Source organism: Streptomyces sp. NPDC048057 (assembly GCF_040653095.1).
GTDB lineage: Bacteria > Actinomycetota > Actinomycetes > Streptomycetales > Streptomycetaceae > Streptomyces.
The window spans coordinates 90,117-107,869 of sequence record NZ_JBEZNF010000027.1; the positions used below are offsets into that span (position 1 = coordinate 90,117).

Annotated in this window: 11 protein-coding genes; 9 read left to right on the forward strand and 2 right to left on the reverse strand. The window is 73.7% G+C overall.

The features are described 5' to 3' along the window. Positions 1 to 132: 132 nt before the first annotated feature. Entirely contained in the window at positions 133 to 1,128 is a 996-nt protein-coding gene (locus AB0E05_RS28155; RefSeq protein WP_361968497.1) for a hypothetical protein, read from the forward strand. A gap of 98 nt (positions 1,129 to 1,226) precedes the next feature. Then, on the forward strand, positions 1,227 to 1,529 hold the full coding sequence (locus tag AB0E05_RS28160) for a hypothetical protein (RefSeq protein WP_361968446.1): 303 nt from the start codon (positions 1,227 to 1,229) through the stop codon (positions 1,527 to 1,529). A 76-nt stretch (positions 1,530 to 1,605) separates the two neighbouring features. On the opposite strand, the gene AB0E05_RS28165 is transcribed toward AB0E05_RS28160, so the two are convergent. Further along, positions 1,606 to 6,288 (reverse strand): FtsK/SpoIIIE domain-containing protein, encoded by a 4,683-nt coding sequence (locus tag AB0E05_RS28165; protein ID WP_361968449.1) that lies wholly within the window; start codon positions 6,286 to 6,288, stop codon positions 1,606 to 1,608. Then, a complete protein-coding gene (locus AB0E05_RS28170) occupies positions 6,285 to 7,826 on the reverse strand; it encodes a hypothetical protein (protein WP_361968451.1) in 1,542 nt (513 codons plus the stop codon). Before AB0E05_RS28170 ends, AB0E05_RS28165 begins: the two co-directional genes overlap by 4 nt. A gap of 406 nt (positions 7,827 to 8,232) precedes the next feature. Here AB0E05_RS28170 and AB0E05_RS28175 point away from each other — a divergent pair, with 406 nt between their 5' ends. The 7 genes from AB0E05_RS28175 to AB0E05_RS28205 all read left to right on the forward strand — a co-directional run bounded on the left by AB0E05_RS28175 (position 8,233) and on the right by AB0E05_RS28205 (position 17,753). Beyond that, a complete protein-coding gene (locus AB0E05_RS28175; protein ID WP_361968453.1) occupies positions 8,233 to 9,495 on the forward strand; it encodes a DegT/DnrJ/EryC1/StrS family aminotransferase in 1,263 nt (420 codons plus the stop codon). Positions 9,496 to 9,625: 130 nt separating this feature from the next. After that, entirely contained in the window at positions 9,626 to 10,615 is a 990-nt protein-coding gene (locus AB0E05_RS28180; protein WP_361968455.1) for a ParB/RepB/Spo0J family partition protein, read from the forward strand. 82 nt (positions 10,616 to 10,697) lie between these two features. Beyond that, positions 10,698 to 10,958, forward strand: a complete 261-nt coding sequence (locus AB0E05_RS28185) for a phosphopantetheine-binding protein (RefSeq protein ID WP_361968457.1) — start codon at positions 10,698 to 10,700, stop codon at positions 10,956 to 10,958. A 176-nt stretch (positions 10,959 to 11,134) separates the two neighbouring features. Beyond that, the gene (locus AB0E05_RS28190) at positions 11,135 to 12,640 is read left to right on the forward strand and encodes an AMP-binding protein (protein ID WP_361968499.1); all 1,506 of its coding nucleotides are present in this window, start codon (positions 11,135 to 11,137) and stop codon (positions 12,638 to 12,640) included. Positions 12,641 to 12,685: 45 nt separating this feature from the next. Then, on the forward strand, positions 12,686 to 13,444 hold the full coding sequence (locus AB0E05_RS28195; protein WP_361968459.1) for an alpha/beta fold hydrolase: 759 nt from the start codon (positions 12,686 to 12,688) through the stop codon (positions 13,442 to 13,444). A gap of 98 nt (positions 13,445 to 13,542) precedes the next feature. Next, a complete protein-coding gene (locus AB0E05_RS28200; protein ID WP_361968461.1) occupies positions 13,543 to 14,742 on the forward strand; it encodes an FAD-dependent oxidoreductase in 1,200 nt (399 codons plus the stop codon). A gap of 2 nt (positions 14,743 to 14,744) precedes the next feature. Next, positions 14,745 to 17,753: a beta-ketoacyl synthase N-terminal-like domain-containing protein gene (locus tag AB0E05_RS28205; protein ID WP_361968463.1), complete on the forward strand. Its 3,009-nt coding sequence runs from the start codon at positions 14,745 to 14,747 to the stop codon at positions 17,751 to 17,753.

The window sequence follows — 17,753 nt, forward strand, 5'->3', positions numbered from 1 at the left end:
GCTTCGAGAACCCTTCGGTTCACTCTGTGCGGCAGCTCACACCGCCGATCGCAAGAGGTGCCGTCCGCGAGTGAACGGAACGCGCTGGACGGCCGTCTGTCGGGGCGACGGATCTTCAGTGGCTTGCGAGGAATGCCTGTGCCCGACATCGCGGTGGACTACGAGCTTCTCAACGAGGTGGCGCAGAAGGCCGGTTCGCTGAAGACGCAGGTCACCGAGGCTCGCGACAAGGCGCCCGACCTCGCGGACCACGACATCGGCTCGCCCGTGGCGCGCATCGCGCTGCGCGGCTACTACCTGCGCTGGAGCAGTGCGTTCAAGCGGTCCGAGGAGAAGCTGGAGAAGCTCCAGGAGCTGTACGACGGGGTGGCCAAGCGCTGGGCGAGTTGGGACTTCCGGCTGGCCGCCGACGCCAACAAGCAGGCCGCCGCGATCGCCGCGGACCACTGGGCGGGCCAGAAGGCGATCTACGACAACTGGCAGCAGTTGGTCCGCGAGGGCAAGGTCGACCCGAACGACCCGGACGCCCCGAAGGACCCCGGCGAGCGGCCGAGCACCTGGACCAGCACCGACGGCGCCGGCAACTCCACCACCACGACGTACACCTACGGGCCGGACGGCAAGCCGCAGTCGATCACCACGACGGTGACCACCGCGAGCGGGCTGACCAGCACCGAGACCACGACCTACCGGCCGGACGGCTCGTACACCTCGAAGTCCACCGACGTGTACGGCAACGTCACGGAGTCCAACGGCACCACCACGACGACGCAGACCGGGCCGGACAGCAAGACCACGGTCAACGAGTTCAGCAGCACCACCACGGGCAAGGACGACGCGAAGACCACCACCTCAGGCTCCACCACGTCCGTGTACAACCCGCTGACCGGGGAGCGGAACTCCAAGACGACGTACACCACGACCGGTCCCGACGAGGACGGCACGGTGCGCACCGTCACGGGCACCATCGAGGCGACCGTGGACCGCGAGGGCCGGGAGACGACCACGACCGTCGAGGTCAAGGCGGACGGCAGCGGCACCAGGACCGTCGAAGGACCGGACGGCCGCAAGGAGAAGTGGGTCAGCGACGACGCGGCCGGCGACACCGGCTGGCGACTGGCGCCCTGATCCCGTCCGCACACCCGCCCCGGTGACCCAACCAACACCCGTCGAACCAACCGAACCAACCGAACCAACCGTTCAGTGAAGACAAGCGAGGAGCCACCGTGCCCGCAGGCAACATCAGCATCAACTACGCCGAGATCGAGCGCGTCTCGAAGGTGATGGACCAGGCCGTCAAGGACATCGTGCCGATGCTGACGAACACCAAGGCGTCCGTGGAGGGACTGCTGGACAACGGCCTGTTCATGCAGAAGAGCAGCCCGGCGATGAAGCTGTCGTACGACAAGCTGACGACGTCGCTCACCACCGCGATCACCGGCATCACCACGTTCGCCGGACAGTTCGAGAAGATCAAGGCCGCCGTGCAGGAGATGGACACCTCCATCGCCAAGGGCTCCGGCGGCTGATCCGCACGCCCCTGCACACACGAAGGTGCCCCCGGTCGATGACCGGGGGCACCTTCGTGTGTGCAGGGGCGTGCGGTCACTCGCCGCCGTGCAGTGTCGTCTCCGGCACCAGGATCGACACCAGCGCCCCGGTCACCGGGTCGACCGTCAGCCCCCGCCCCGGTACGGGACGCGAGCGCAGCAGGTCGTACGGCAGCCGCAGGCCCAGCAGATCGCCCTCGCTCGGGCTCTGCGGCGCCAGCAGCAGGCCCTTGCGGAGCCTGCGGGCCTGGCCCAGCCAGCCGATGCCGGCGGAGGTCATCGTCTCCGGGGTGGCGGCGGCGACCAGGCCGTGGCCGCGGTCCCGGCCGGTGGCGGCGATCTCGCGCAGCACCGGGTCGCAGGCGGGCAGTTGGGCGATGAGATCGGCGTCGTCGATGACGACCACGGTGGGTCCGGTGGCGGCGTCGAGCGCGGCCCGCACCTCCTCCTCCGACGGGTCGGGGTGCTCCACCAGGCTCACCTGGGGGTGCCTGCCGAGCGCACGGAGCGGGGATTCGCGCGGGGTGAGGACGACCACCCGGGTGCCCCCGGCGAGCAGGGAGACCGCGAGCGACGCCAGCGCGGTGGAGCGGCCGGTCCCGGGCGGGCCGCTGATCAGGAAGGACGGGGCGTCCGCGGCGAAGTCCACGCCCAGCGGGTCGAGGTCGTCGCCGCCGATGCCGAGCAGGCCCCACAGCGGTCGGCGCAGCGCGTCGGGCACCTTGTCGTACGCGGCGGTGAAGGAGATCTCCCGGGGCAGCGTGAGCACCTTGGCGGGGCGCCGGGCGGCCGGGACGTCGCGGTCGCGGTGGGCCGCGCGCTCGCCGATCGCCCGCAGGGCTTCGGCCTGTTCGCGGCCGGCGGCGTGTCCACCACCGCCGGGCCTGCCGAGCAGGGCGACCTGGAGTTCGACGCCGCCGCCGCGCCAGCCCCGGCCGGGCGGTACGACGTCGGGGACCTGCTTGGCCGGCACGCCCGCGAGGGCGTACTCGGAGCGGTCGCTCAGCCGCAGCAGCACCCGCTCGTCGTTGAGGGCCGCGGCCTTGCCGGTGAGCAGGGCGCGTTCCGAGGTGGCCACGACGTGGATGCCCATGGGCGCGCCCTCGCGGACGAGTGCGGTGAGTTCCTGCACGGGCCGTCCGCCGTCGTGGTCCCCGAGGAGGGCGACGAGCGAGTCCCAGCCGTCGATGAGGAGCAGGACGTGCGGCGGGCGTTCCGCGGGACGCAGCAGGGAGCGCAGTTCGGTGAGCCCGGCCGCGCCGTGCGCGGTGAGGAGTTCCTGGCGGCCGGCCATCTCGGCCATGAGCCGGGCGAGGAGGCGGTTGAGGCGTTCCAGGTCGGCGCGGGGCACCACGGCCCCGCAGTGCGGCAGCGGTTGGAGCGCCGCGAGGGCGCCGCCGGCCGCGTCGATGCCGTACAGGTGCACGTCGGCCGTGGAGTGCCGGCGGGCGAGGGCGCCGGCGATGGTGCGCAGCACCTGGGAGCGGCCGGAGCGGGGGGTGCCGAGGACGTAGAGGTGGCCGAAGGAGGCCAGGTCCACCTCGACGGGTTCCTGGCGCTGGGCGCTCGGGAGGTCGGCCAGGGCCCAGGGGACGGGGGCGAGCAGTCCGCCCGGCAGGTCGGGGCGTTCGGGCAGGTCCTCCAGGGTGATCCGGTGCGGCAGCGCGGGGAGCCAGGGGCTCGGCTGTCGCTCGATGCCGAGGGCGTCGGCCGCCTCGCGGACGGCGTCGACGAGTGCGGTGAGGTCCGTGGGCGCCAGCGGGTCGTCGAGGAGGTCGGCCTCGTCGTCGCCGGCGTGGTCCAGACCGGGTTCGGGGGCGGTGCGCCCGAGGGAGGACCAGCTGACCTCGGTGGTCCAGATCTCGGCGGAGCTGACCTCCCGCCCCTGCGTCGGACTCTCCTCGTCGGATTCCGGCTCCGCCGGGTCCTCGGGCGGCTCGGTCGCCCGCAGCGCGCCCGCGAACGCGGTCTGGAAGGGGAGCACGGAGCGGTGTCCGATCCGGGCGAGCGCCCGGCCGGGGGTGTCGGCGGAGATGGTGACGGCGTCGTTGACCTCCAGGACGTCCTGGCTGTCTCCGGCGTCGGTGACGCGCAGCGCGATCCGCAGGTTGGTGTTGGCCCGGATGTCCGCGGTGACCACGCCGGCGGGCCGCTGGGTGGCGAGGACCAGGTGGATGCCGAGGGAGCGCCCGCGCTGGGCGATGGAGACCAGTCCGGGGACGAACTCCTGCACGTCGCGGGCGAGGGTGGCGAACTCGTCGATGACCAGCAGCAGTCGGGGCAGCGGGGCGAGCGAGGGGTCGCGCCGCCGCATGGCCCGGTACTCGGGGTGGTCCTTGGCGCCGACCGCGGCGAGGACGTGTTCGCGTCGGGTCAGTTCGGCGCCCAGCGAGGTGAGGGCGCGCTCCACGAGGTGGCTGTCGAGGTCGGTGACCATGCCGAGGGTGTGCGGCAGGTGCACGCAGTCCTTGAAGGCGCTGCCGCCCTTGTAGTCGACGAGGACGAAGGTCATCTCGTCGGGGCGGTTGGCGGCGGCGAGGGTGGCCACCATGGTCTGGAGCAGTTCGGACTTGCCCGCGCCGGTGGTGCCGGCGATCAGGGCGTGCGGCCCGTCCTTGACCAGGTCGAAGCTGACGGGTCCGGTGTAGCCGGAGCCGAGCAGCATGCCGGTGGTCGCCGGGCGCTGCGCCCAGCGGCGGACGAGTTCGTCGCCCTGGGGCGGTTCGAGGCCGAGCAACCGGAGCAGACCGACCTTGTCCGGCAGGCCGTCGGAGCCGTCCGGGGTGACGTCGCGCACGGGTGCGAGCGCGCGGGCGATGCGCTCGCACCACTCGGTGTCGACCAGGTCGGGGCGGGCGGTGGTGACTTCGGCCCGGCCGGTGCGGCGCAGGGTGAGTTCCCGGGCGCCGACCGAGCAGACGGAGACGCACTCCTCGGGCAGCATCCGCTCCTCGCGGTCGACGCAGACCAGGAAGACCCGGACGGCGGGCCCCTCCTTGAGGACCTGGATCATTCCGGGGACGTCGCGCAGGCGCCGCGCTCCGTCGAGGACGACGAGCAGGTCGGGCTCGGCGAGCAGGGCGCCGCTCATCGCGGAGCCGCGGGCGCGGACCCGGGCGCGGACGGTGGAGACGAGTTCGGTGACCCGGTTGGCGACGGTCTCGGGGTCGTTGCCGAGGGTGACGGCCGGGCCGCCGGCGGGTGCGGCGCCGACGCCGCCGTGCCCCGGGCGGGCGTGCGGCAGCCAGCGGACCCACTCCCAACCGGGGGCGCCGGCCGCGTCGGTGAGGACGGTGATGCGCACGTCGCGCGGGCTGTGCAGGATCGCGGCCTGGGCGACGGTCCAGCGGGCGAGTGCGGCGGTCGCGTCGCGCTCCCCCGCGATGCCGAGGACGCCGTCGCCGACGAGGTCCACGCTCATGGGCATGTCGGGGATGTCCCAGTTGACGGAGCGGTGGTTCTCCTCGCGGGCGGCGTCCTCGACGGTGAGCAGGGAGGACTGCCGTACGGTGCCGACGCGCAGGTGCAGGTGGTCGGGGTGGGCGCGCTGGCGCTCCCAGAGCCGGGCCCCGGGGCCGACGGCCCAGAGCCCGGCGGTGGCGGGGTCGGGCCCGCCCTCGGTGCGCAGCAGTCGCTCCCGGTCGACCTTGGCCCGTACGTCGGCCTCCAGGGAGATCCGCCTGGCCCGGTAGCTGGCGACGGCCTCCAGGTAGTCCTGGTATCCGCTGCGCTTGCTGCTGAAGTGGTTGGCGACGGCGAGGATCGGGCTGAAGAGGGCGAAGACCAGGAAGAAGTACGACTGGAGGAAGAACACCATGCAGACGCCGAGGACGAGCGGCGCCAGCATCATCATCAGCGGGATCGGCCGGTGGGTCGGCGGGGTGGGCGGCGCGGGCAGCACGAAGCGGTCCGGCAGCAGCGGCGGGACGATCCGCGGCGGCCGGTTGAAGTCCAGGTGGGCGCCGTCGGCGGAGACGGCGAGCGCGGCGTCCGCCTCGGTCGGTTCGGCGACCCGGAGCAGGAACTCTCCGAAGGCGAGTTCGCCGCCGAGCGGCCACGCCTGCCAGCCGGGCGGCAGCGGTTCGGCGGTGTCGGCGTCCGGGGCGGGGAGTTCGCCCGGCGGCTCGGGCGGCAGCGGTACGGCGTCGGCGCGCGGCCGGTCGGGGGGCGGCTGCGGCAGGGAGAGCGCCGCGTGTGCCTCCTGTCCGCCGGTGTGCAGGAGGACGGTGCCGTCGGGCCGTACGGTGATCCGCACCCCGGCCGAGGGGACGTCGCGGCCTTCCAGGGGCACGGAGCTGCCGGGCTGCGGCCCGATGCCGTGGGTGCCCGGGGAGAGCGGCCAGACACGCCCGGCGCCGCGTCCGCCGACGAGTTGGAGCTCCACGCGCGGGGCGCGGGGCAGGCGTTCGCCGTCGGGGGTGCGGGAGGGCGGCGGGAGTTCGCCGCGCCCGGCTCCGTAGGCGGTGGGCCCGCTGTCGGCCGGGCCGTCGAGACCGAGGCGTACGCCGTCGCGGATGCCGGCGGCGGACAGGGGGCGGTCGGCGGGCAGCGGCCGGTCGCCGAGGTAGAGCGCGGGCCCGTCGCCGGTGCCGGGCTCCGGGGCGGCTCCGTCGACGCCGGCCAGCCGGGCGGCGAGGGTGGCCACGGTGGTGGCGCCGGGCGCGTCGAGGACGAGTTCGCGGGCCGGGTCCGCGGGGGCACCGGGTGTGTGGTGGTTGAGGCTGACGAAGAGTCTCACGGGTGTTCGGGTGTCCGTTCCAGATGCGTACGGGAGGCGGCGGATACGCCGGTGGCGGGCCGGGTGGCGGTAGGCGCCACGCTGTCCGGTTCCGGGTCCAGCCCTGGTTCCGGGTCCAGCCCCGGTTCCGGTTCCAGCCCTGGTTCCGGGTCCAGCCCTGGTTCCGGCAGCGGTTCTGGTTCTGGTTCGAGCCAGTTGTCCGGGGCGGTCCGTGCGGTGGGCTCGGGGTCCGGCGGGGCGGCCGGCCCGGGGATCGGCGTCTGGGTGGTGTTGGGCTCGGCGAAGTCCGCACCGTACGGGCTCGGCGCAGCCACCTCGCCAAGGGGCGGGGGCGGGTAGCCGTGAGCGTCATCGGTCTCCGGGTCCGCGTGCTCGGGTACGGAAGCCTGCTCAGGCTCGCGCGGGCTCCCGCCGCCACCACCGCTGACGTCGTCACCGTCGCCGTCGCCGGAAGGGCCGTTGCCGGGGTCGACCGGCTCCGCGCGGGGTGTCCACCAGCCGGTGGCACGCCGGCGGAACCGCTTGATCCCGGTGCTCACCGCCGTGCTCAGCGCGGCGGACTCCACGTCGATGCCGAGGCCCGGGCCGAGCAGCCGACCACCCGGTTCGGCGTGCAGACTCCAGCAGTTCCCGGCCAGCCGCCCGCCGACGAGGGCGAGGATCCGCCCGTCGGCGCAGAGGTCGGCCAGCCGCTCTCGCTGTTCGACCGTCGGCGCCCAGCAGACCACGGCCACCGACGGCCCGGCGTGCGCGCCGGAGTCGGATCCGTACGCAGCGGACGCCTCCCACTCGTCGAGCGCCGCATCGAGCTCCCGTCCCGCAAAGCGCGGGTGCACGCCCCGGGTGACCTCCACCGCCGGCCCGCCGGGGAGCAGGTCGAGCTGGGCCGCGAGCGCCTGGAGGACGGCGCGCACCACCCGGGTGTCGCCCTCCAGGCTCACCGCGGGCGGGCCGCACGTCCAGTCGGCCACCACGGTCCCGCCCGTCAGCCGGTCGACGCCGAGGACCAGCGGCAGTGTGCGGCGGGCGGGCGGCGGGGCGGCGTCGGGCGCGAGGTCCGCCGCGTCCGCCGTCCACCTCCACTCGCCCCCTTCGGCGCCGGCCCCGCGCCAGGGGAGCACGGCCGGTCGGGGGCTGCGGCCGGCCACCACGACCGCGATCCGCCGTCGGTCGGCGCTCAGGGCGACCGACGGGGCGTAACAGCCCTCCCCCGCCGCCTGTTCCGCGCCGACGAGGGCGCGGTCCACCAGGGCCGGCGCGGCCGGGTCGGCGAGGAAGGAACCGAGGGCGCGGACCCGGCGGCGGTGCACGCCGCGGTCCCGGAAGGGCTGGGCGAAGGCCCGACGGGTCATCGCCGCCTCCCAGGCCAGGCGGCGGCAGGCGGGTTTGAAGCCGCCCTGTCGGCGGATCGCCCGGACCAGCCACCAGATGAACACGACCACCGCGAGGGCCATGCCGATGAGGATGAAGGAGGACTTCTGGTCGGGCATCGGCACGGCCAGGACGAGCGGGCCGCCGCCGGGTGTCGGGGTGGTCATGAGCGCCCTCGGTCGGTGTCGGGAGCGGCGGGGGCCGGGGAGCCCTGCCGGTGCGGTCCGGGCGGGTGGGTGTGCACAGGAACCTCGGGGATGAGCGGAGCGGGCAAAGGGGTGCGCCTCGTTGCGCACGGTGCTGTCCATCGGCCCGGCGCACTGCGCTGGTGCCGTGACCAGTGAGTACGTACGCGTCGACATCGAGTTACACGGCGATTCCGCCCACCGGGTTGCCTGTCGGTTCGTCAAATCGCCGACCGGTTCGCCGACCGGGGACGCCAGGGCCGGGAAGGTCGACCCCGGGCGGCCGGTCATGTGCCCATGGCACGTCTGACCATTCTGACGGCGTCCTGACCAAGCTGACCGCCGTCGAGCCTCACGGCGTGGGGGCGATCCGGCTTTGATGGGACCCATGTTGGATAGGAGCTACGTAGTGCCCTGTGGGAAACGGGGCAGTGTGCTGGGTCAGGCCGAAGTCAGGGCGCTCACCGAACTCGTGCAAGGCGATGCTCCGCTGTCGATGGGGACGTGGCGCGACCGGTTCGAGCGGGCCTTCGCCGAGTTGGTGGGCAGCCGTCACGCGCTGACCGCCACCAGTGGGACCGTCTCGTTGGAGCTGGCGATCCAACTCCTCGACCTGCGGCCCGGTGACGAGGTCATCGCCACGCCCCAGACGTACCAGGCCACCGTCATGCCGCTGCTGGACCGTGAAGTGACGGTCCGGTTCTGCGACGTCGATCCGATGACGCTCAACATCTCCCCGGCCGCGGTCGAGGCGCTGATCACGCCGCGCACCAGGGCCCTGCTGTTGGTGCACTACGGCGGTTGTCCGGCCGAGATGGACGAGATCACGGCGCTCGCCCGCCGGCACGGCGTCCTCGTCGTCGAGGACTGTGCGCACGCGCTCGGTGCCGAGTACCGGGGGCGCCGGCCCGGATCGCTGGCCGACATCGCGTGCTTCAGCTTCCAGAACGCCAAGAACATCACCACTCTCGGCGAGGGCGGCATGGTCACGTTCGACCGTGACGACTGGGCCGTGCGGCTGGAGCGGCTGCGCGGCAACGACGTGGACGCGCGCATCGTGCCGCAGGAACGGATCGACCCCGACGAGCCTTTGGTGCTGCCGTGGATGAAGTACTCGGCCGCGGTCTACAGCGACCGGGTCACCCGGATCCGTCGGGCCGGCACCAACGCCACGATGTCCGAGGCCGCGGCGGCTGTCGGGCTGGCGCAGCTCGGCAACCTCGACGCCCTCCAGGGCGTCCGGCGCTCGATCGCCGGCCGGCTGGACGAGGTGCTGCGCCGGTACGCGTTCGTCCGTCCGCAACAGGCGCCGGCGCACAGCAGGCACGCGCACCACCTCTACACCTGCTTCGTCGAGGGCCGCGGGCTGCGGGACCAGTTGTTGCTCGCCCTCGACCGGCGCGGGGTGGAGATCCAACTGCGGTACTTCCCGCTGCACCTGACCCCGGAGTGGCGGTATCGCGGGCACAGCAGGGGTGAGTGCCCGGTCGCCGAGAGCATGTGGTTCGACCAGCACCTCAACCTCCCCTGTCACCCGGGGCTGCGGCCCTCGCAGGTGGACTACCTCGTCGAGGCGTTGGACGAGTCGCTGGCCGAGGTGCAGGCCACCGCGGAGGGCGCCGCACGGCCCGCGGCGCTCGCGGCCGGCTGACGCGGGAGGGACGACCGTGAACGCCATGGCCACGAGCGGGACGAGCGGGACGAGCGGGACGAGCGGGACGAGTGCGTCACGGGCGGCGAGGGGCGCGCCGGGCCCCGGTGCCGTGCGGCGGGGCCGGGCCGTGACCGCGCCCATCAGCGCGTTGGATCTGTCCCACCCGCTGCGCAGCGGGTGGGACCCGCAACACGTCAAGGCGCTGGCCGTGCTGGACGCCTCGCTGCTGCCGCCGATCCTGGTGCACCGCCCGACGATGCGGGTGCTCGACGGGCAGCACCGGGTGCGGGCCGAGCAGTTGCGGGGCGGTACGCACATTCGCGCGGAGTTCTTCGAGGGCACGGAGGACGAGAGCTTCGTCCTGGCGGTCCGCGCGAACGTCGCCCACGGGCTGCCGCTGTCGCTGGGCGACCGCAAGGCAGCGGCCTCGCGCATCCTGCGCGCCCATCCGCGGTGGTCGGACCGCTCGATCGGGTCGGTGGCGGGGTTGTCCCCGAAGACCGTGGGCGCGATCCGGCGCCGTTCAGCCGAGGAGGATCCTCGGTTGAACGGGGTGCACAGGGTCGGTCGGGACGGCCGTACGCACCCGGCCAGCGCGACCGCGGGGCGGCTGCACGCCAGCAGGCTGATCAGCGAACGTCCGCACGCCTCGCTGCGGGAGATCGCCAACTCCGCGGGGATCTCCCTGGGAACCGCCCAGGACGTGCGCAAACGGCTGGCGAACGGCCAGCATCCGGTGCCGTCGCCACGGAACGGGGTACGCCGGGTGGCCGCCGCGTCCCCGCATCCGCTGGTCGTCTCGGAGCACGTCGGGGACGGGTCGGACGACGACGGCGCGGGGACGTCCGCTCGCAGCGGTGCGCCGGAGCAGCGGCGGCCGTCGCTGCCGGAGCAGCTGCGGGTGCTGCGGCAGGACCCGTCGCTGCGCTCCACGGACATGGGGCGCGCTCTGCTGCGCATGCTCAGCTTCCACGAGGTCCCGCTCGCGCACTGGCAGGCGTTCGTGGACGGGGTCCCGCCGCACCGCGCTTCGGCGGTGGCCGACCTCGCGGACGCGTGCGCAGGCATGTGGCAGGAGTTCGCGCGCGAACTGGCCGGACGCGCCGCGCACGGCTGACCCCGAACGCCGACGGCAGCGGGCGAGAAGGGCCCGCGGACGCCCCCGTAACCCCCGGACGATGCGAATGGAGGCACTTGTCATGTCGACGCAGGACACAGCCGACGTGCTGAGCGCGGTGACCGAAACGTTGGTCGACATCGGTTTTGACGCGCAGGAGTTGGCGGACGCCGCTCCGGACTGGGCGCTCCGCACGGAGCTGGGGCTGAGCTCGGTGGAGACCACCGAACTGCAGCTCGCCCTCAAGCAACGGTTCGGCGTGACGGTCGATCTGTGGGACCAGGACGACTACACCCTGGGGCGGCTGGCCGAACTGATCCGGGCCCGGCGGAGCGCCTCGTGACGGCGCCGGTGCGCGGCCCCGTGGCGCTGGACCCGGAGGTGGTGGCCATCGCCGCCGACCGTGCCGCGGCCTACCGCGAAGCGGGGCTGTGGCGAGCGGAGTTGGTCGGCGACCTCGTACTCGACCGGTGCCGGTCCCAACCCGGGCGCACCGCCCTGGTCGACGGCGAGCGCCGGATGACGTACGCGGAACTGGAGCGGGCGGTGCGGGTGGCGGCCGTTCGGTTGCGCGCCCTGGGCATCGTTCCGGGGGACCGGGTCTGCGTCCAACTGCCGAACTGCCTCGAATACGTGGTGCTGGTCCTGGCGCTGCTGCACCTGGGCGCTCCCCCGGTGCTGATCCTGCCGGCGTTCCGGGAGCACGAGCTGCACCACATCCTGACGGTCACCCGGCCGGTGGCACTCGCCGTGGACAGCGGCACCCGGCGCTTCGACCGGCTGGCGCTGGCCCGCACCTTGCGGGGGCGCCACCCCGGGCTGCGCCATCTGCTCGTACGGGGCACGGGCCCGCTCGGCGAGGGCGAGACGGACCTGGTGGAGCTGTGCCGCCCCGGCACCGGCGGCACCGCACCGGACGGTGTGCAGGACGCGTCCGGTGCCGCGCCCCATGACGCCGCCGTCTTCCTCCTCTCCGGCGGCACCACGGGTCCGCCGAAGGCGATCCCGCGGACCCACGAGGGCTACGGCTACATGATCCGTACCGCCGTGGACATCGCGGGCGTCACCGCGGATTCGGTCACGCTGGCGGTCATGCCCGCGGAACACGGCTTCGTCATGAACTGTCCGGGGGTGCTCGGCACCCTGGTCGCGGGCGGCCGGGTGGTGCTCGCGAATCCCAACAGCCCGGCCGCCGCCTTCGCGTTGATCGAGCAGGAGCGGGTGACCCACTGCACGCTCGTGCCGACGCTGATGCTCCAGTGGCTGGCCGCCGCGCCCGGGTCCGCGGCCGACTTGAGCAGTCTGCGGGTGATCCAGGTCGGTGGTGCCCGGCCGGCCGCCGAGGCCGCCGCCCGGGTCCGCGCCGAGCTGGGCGCCACGCTCCAGCAGTGCTACGGCATGAGCGAGGGCCTGCTCTGCTTCACCCGCCTCGACGACCCCGACGAGGTCGTCCACACCACCCAGGGCCGTGCGGCGAGCCCGTCGGACGAGTTGCGGATCGTCGACGCCGAGGACCGGCCGGTGGCCCGCGGTGACACGGGCGAACTGCTGACCCGCGGCCCGTACACCGTCGCCGGCTACTACCGCAATCCCGAGGCGACCTCGGGGGCGTTCACGGCCGACGGCTTCTACCGCACCGGCGATCTCGTCCGCCTCGACGGCCTCGGCAACGTCGTCCTCGAAGGGCGGGTGCGGGACTCCATCAACCGGGGCGGGGAGAAGATCTCCGCCGAGGAGTTGGAGTCCGTCGCACAGCGCCACCCGCGGATCGCCCAGGCCGCCGGGGTCGCCATGCCGCACGAACTGTACGGCGAGGCGGTGTGCCTGTACGCGGTCCTCAACGGGTCGGGCGCACTCGGGCTGCGGGAGCTGCGCCGCTTCCTCGACCAGCAGGGGCTGGCGGCGTTCAAGCTCCCCGAGCGGCTGGAGATCGTGGCCGCGCTGCCGCTGACCGGCATCGGAAAGATCGACAAGAAGGCGCTGCGGGCGGACGTCGCCGAACGGCTCGCGGCCGAGCAGCCCTGACCTCACGCCCCTGGGGCGCGTCTCCTACTGCCACGAGGTGAACCCATGTACCTGGGGCGAACCACCCCCTGGATCAAGCACGTCCCCGGCCCCGTCCCACCCCGCCACCAGCTCGTCTGCTTCCCGTACGCGGGCGGCGGCGCCTCCTTCTACCGTCCCTGGCGCGCCGGGCTGTCCCCGGACACCGACCTGCTGGTGGTGCAGTACCCCGGTCGCGAGGACCGCATCGACGACCCCCTCGTCGACGACATGGGCGAGCTGGCCGAACTGCTCGGGGTGGAACTCGCCCCGCTGCTGGACCTGCCGTTCACGTTCTTCGGTCACAGCATGGGGGCCGCGGTCGGGTACGAGATCACCCGCGGCTGGGCGGAGTCGGGCCATCCGACGCCGGACCGGCTGATCGTCTCCAGCCAGTTCGCACCGCCGAGGATCGACGTCGACGACCTGCTGCACCGGGACGACGAGGGGGTCCTCGCCGAACTCGTACGGCTCGGCGGCATCCCCGCGGACGTGCGCCCCGGCACGGACCTGGCGCAGCTCGTCGTGGACCTCGTGCGCAACGACTACCGGGTGCTGGAGTCCGGCCGGTTCGGCGCCGACGCACCGCCGCTGGACGTGCCCGTCGCCGCGTTCTGCGGGGCGCACGACCCCTCGGTGACGCCGCGGGACGTCCGCGAATGGGCGGACTTCACCCGCCGCGACTTCACCGAGCACGTCTTCGACGGCGGGCACTTCTACCCCCGGGAGCGGCCCGCGGAGACCGTGGCCGCCGTGGCCGGGCTCATCGCCCGTCCCGCCCCCTGACGTCCTCCCCTCCCTTCCCCCCATGACCCCGTTCCCCCTGGCCTTCCCCCTTCTCCTTCCCCCGGCACGCCCCTCCTGTGCAGAAACGAGTGACACCCATGAGCGACAGCACCCGGCACTACGACCTCATCGTCATCGGCGGCGGGCCGATCGGCCTGTCCACGGCCTGGCAGGCCGCCCGGCGCGGCAACCGCAAGGTCCTCGTCCTGGAGCGGTACGGCTTCATGAACGAGCGGGGCGGCACCAGCGGCGCCGAGCGGCACTGGCGCCTCCAGTACACCCAGCGGGACATCTTCGCCCTGACCCTTGAGGCGCTGCCGATGTGGCGGGAGCTGGAGTCGCTGACCGGCCGCAAGCTCCTGCACGCGGTGGGCAGCTTGTGGTTCGGCGACACCGAAGTGAAGACCAACGAGGGCCAGATCTCCGGCACCGCACGCGCCATGGACGAGATGGGCGTTCCCTACGAATGGCTGACCCGCCCGGAGATCGAGCAGCGCTACGGCTTCGCCAACCTGCCCGGTCATTACGAGGGCTTCCTCCAGCGGGACGGCGGGACCATCGACGTGCGCGGCACCGTCAGCGCGCTCTTCCAGCTCTCCCAGCAGCAGGGGGCGGTGCTGCGTGCGGGCGTGCAGGTCACGGCCGTGCGCCCGGACTCCGACGGCGTGACCGTGGAGACGGCGGAGCGCACCTACCGCGCCGACAAGGTCGTGCTCGCGAACGGCGCGCACGCCAACGACATCCTGGGCGCGTGGGGCGTCGAGTTGGCCGTCGGCCTGTACGAACTGCCGTTGGTCACGGTCCACCAGCGCAAGGGCGAGCCGGAGCGGCCGTTCTGGTTCGCCTTCCAGCAGCCCACGGACGAGGACACCAACCTGTTCTACGGGTTCCCGCCCAACCCGTGGTCCACCAGCGACGACCTCCGCCTCGGCCCCGTCTTCGAGGTCGACGGGTTGGAACACGCCGACGCCTCCAAGGGCCTGCCGGCCCCGCGGCAGGTGGAACGGGTCGTCGACTGGGCGACCGCGCACATGCCGTGGGTCGACCCCCGGCCGGCGGAGCTGGCCACCGGTCTGGCGATGCTGCCGAAGGACCCCGGGCGCCAGTTCTTCCTGGGGAACGCCGGTGCGCTGGTGGACGGCGGGGAGAACGTCGTGGTGTCCGTGGCCGGCTGGGGCTTCAAGTTCATCCCGCTGTGGGGGCGGATCTGTGCGGACCTCGCCCTCGACGGCACCACGACGTACGACATCGGGCGGCACGCCCTCGTGCCCTCGGCGACACCCGGGATCGTGGAGTGACCGTGCCCGGCACCGCCGAGCCCCCCTCCCCCACGGACGTCGCCGTCGTGGGGATGGCGGGCCGCTTCCCCGGCGCCGACGACGTCGACGCCTACTGGCGCAACCTCCGGGACGGCGTCGAGTCCCTCACCCCGCTGACGGAGGACGAACTGCTCGCCGAAGGCGTCGAGCGGGCGGAGTTCGAACGGCCGGAGTACGTGCGGGCCGCACCGCTGCTGGACGGCTTCGACCTGTTCGACGCACGGTTCTTCGGCTTCAGCGCGCGGGAGGCGGCACTGCTGGACCCGCAGCAGCGGATCTTCCTCGAATGCGCCTGGCACGCGATGGAGCACGCCGGGATCGACCCGCGAGCGGTGCGTTCCGGCGGCGTCTTCGCGGGCGCCAACCTGCCCGCGTATCTGATGTCGAACCTGCTGGGCGGCCGTCGGATCGTCCTCGACTCGGCCGTCTTCGAGCTCCAGATCCACAACGACAAGGACTACCTGGCGACCCGCACCGCCCATCTGCTCGGCTTCACCGGGCCCGCGATGTCGGTGCAGACCGCCTGCTCCACCTCGCTGGTGGCCGTGCACGAGGCAGTGCAGTCGCTGCTCACCGGGGCCTGCGACCTCGCCCTCGCCGGGGGCGTGTGCGTACGGGTGCCGCACCGGGTGGGGTACCGCTACGAGCGCGGGCTGATCCACTCGCCCGACGGCCGTTGCCGCCCCTTCGACGCCGAGGCGCAGGGCACCGTCTTCGGCAGCGGCGTCGGTGCCGTGGTGCTGAAGCGCCTCGTGGACGCCCTGGCCGACGGGGACCGGGTGCTGGCCGTGCTCAAGGGCTCCGCGGTCAACAACGACGGGTCCCGCAAGGTCGGTTACACCTCGCCCAGCGTCGCCGGGCAGCAGCAGGTGGTCCTCGCGGCGCTGCGCGCGGGCAAAGTGGACGCCCGCAGCGTCACCGCCGTCGAGGCGCACGGGACCGCCACGCCCGTCGGCGACCCCGTCGAGGTGAAGGCGCTGACCGGCGCCCACCGGCACTTCTCCGAAGACACCGGCTACTGCGCCCTCGGCTCGGTGAAGGCCAACATCGGGCATCTGGAGTCGGCGGCCGGCATCGCGAGCCTGATCAAGGCCGTCCTCCAACTCCAGCACCGCGAACTCGCCCCCACCCTGCACTTCCGCAAGCCCAACCCGCGGATCGACTTCGACGCCACGCCGTTTCGAGTGAACGCCCGGCGCACGGCGTGGGAGCCGGACGGCCTGCCGCGCCGCATCGGGGTCAGCTCCTTCGGCATCGGCGGCACCAACGCCCATGTGATCCTCGAAGAGGCCCCGCGGCCGGACGCGGGCGCACGGGCCGCGGACCGGCCGCAGGTGCTGCTGCTGTCCGCACGGACACCGCAGGCGTTGGAGGCGGCGACGGGCCGGCTGGCCACCGTGTTCGACGGCGCCGGGGCCCCGGACGTCGCCGACGCGGCGCACACCCTCCAGACCGGCAGGCAGCCGATGCGGCACCGGCGGGCGGTCCTCGTGCCGCCCGATCCGAAGCGGGCGGCGGCGCTGCTGCGCGGCGCGGACGCCGGCCGCTCGCGCCAGGGCGACGCGGGCACCGGCCGACCGCGCACGGTGTTCCTCTTCCCGGGCCAGGGCAGCCAGTTCCCCACGATGGGCCGGGGCCTGTACCGGACGGACGAGGGCTTCGCCGCCGACATCGATGGCGCCGCCCGGCTGCTCCGCCCCGACCTCGGCTTCGACCTGCGCGAGGTGCTGTACGGAACGGCCGCCGATGCGCAGCGGCTGACGTCGACGGAGGTGGCCCAGCCCGCGCTCTTCGCCACCGAGTACGCGCTGGCGCGGCTGCTGCTGCGCCGGGGCGTCGAACCGGACACCATGGTGGGCCACAGCGTGGGCGAGTTGACGGCCGCGTGCGTGGCCGGGGTGCTGTCGATGGAGGACGCGCTGCGTCTGGTCGCCCTGCGCGGACGACTGATGCGCGCGCAGCCGCCGGGCGCGATGCTGTCGATCGAAGGCACGGAGGAGGGCATCGCGCCGCTGCTGCCCGCGGGCGTGTCGCTCGCCGCGGTCAACGCTCCCGCCCTGTGCGTGGCGGCGGGCCCCGAGGAGGGCGTGGCCGCACTGGAGGAGGCGTTGGCCGGCGCGGGGACGACGGCACGGCGGCTGCACACGTCCCACGCCTTCCACTCGCCGATGATGGTCCCGGTGGTGGGGCCGCTGACCGAGGCGGTGCGCGGCGTCGCGCTCTCCCCCGGCGAGCGGCCGTTCGTCTCCGCGGTGACCGGGGCGCCCATCACCCCCGAGCAGGCCACCGACCCGGCCTACTGGGGCGCGCACGCGCGCCGGCCGGTGCGCTTCGCGGACGCGGTGCGCACCGCGGCGTCCCGGGGCCGTACGGTCCTGGTCGAGGTCGGGCCCGGCACCGCGCTGTCCGCCCTGTCCCGGGCGACGCTCATGGGCCGGCGGGGGATCTCCGTGGTCCGCACGATGCGCCGGCCGGGCGAGGACGGCGACGACCTGGAGACGCTGCTGCTCGGGCTGGGCGACCTGTGGCTGGCGGGCGGCGCGGTGGACCGGGGGTCGTGGCACGACGGGGCGCGGCGCCGCGTCGCGCTGCCGGGCTATCCGTTCCAGCGGGACCGCCACTGGATCGAGCCGAGCGGCGGGCCGGGGGCCACGGGCGGATCGGAACGGGCCGGGCACCTCGACGAGCAGGGCGCCGCCCGGGAACGGTCGACGCGGCCGAGCGGTCTGCGCTCCGACTACACCGCCCCGCGCGACGACACCGAGAAGCGGATCGTGGCGCTGTGGGAGGAGTTCCTCGGCTTCGAAGGAATCGGCATGCACGACGACTTCTTCGAACTGGGCGGACAGTCCCTGATGGGCACGCGAATGCTCAACCGGATGCGGGAGACCCTGGGGGTGACGGTGCCCCTGCGGGAGTTGCTGTCCCATCCGACGCCCGCCCGACTCGGCGAAGTGGTGACTGCGGCCAAGGCCGCCGAATCTCCGTGA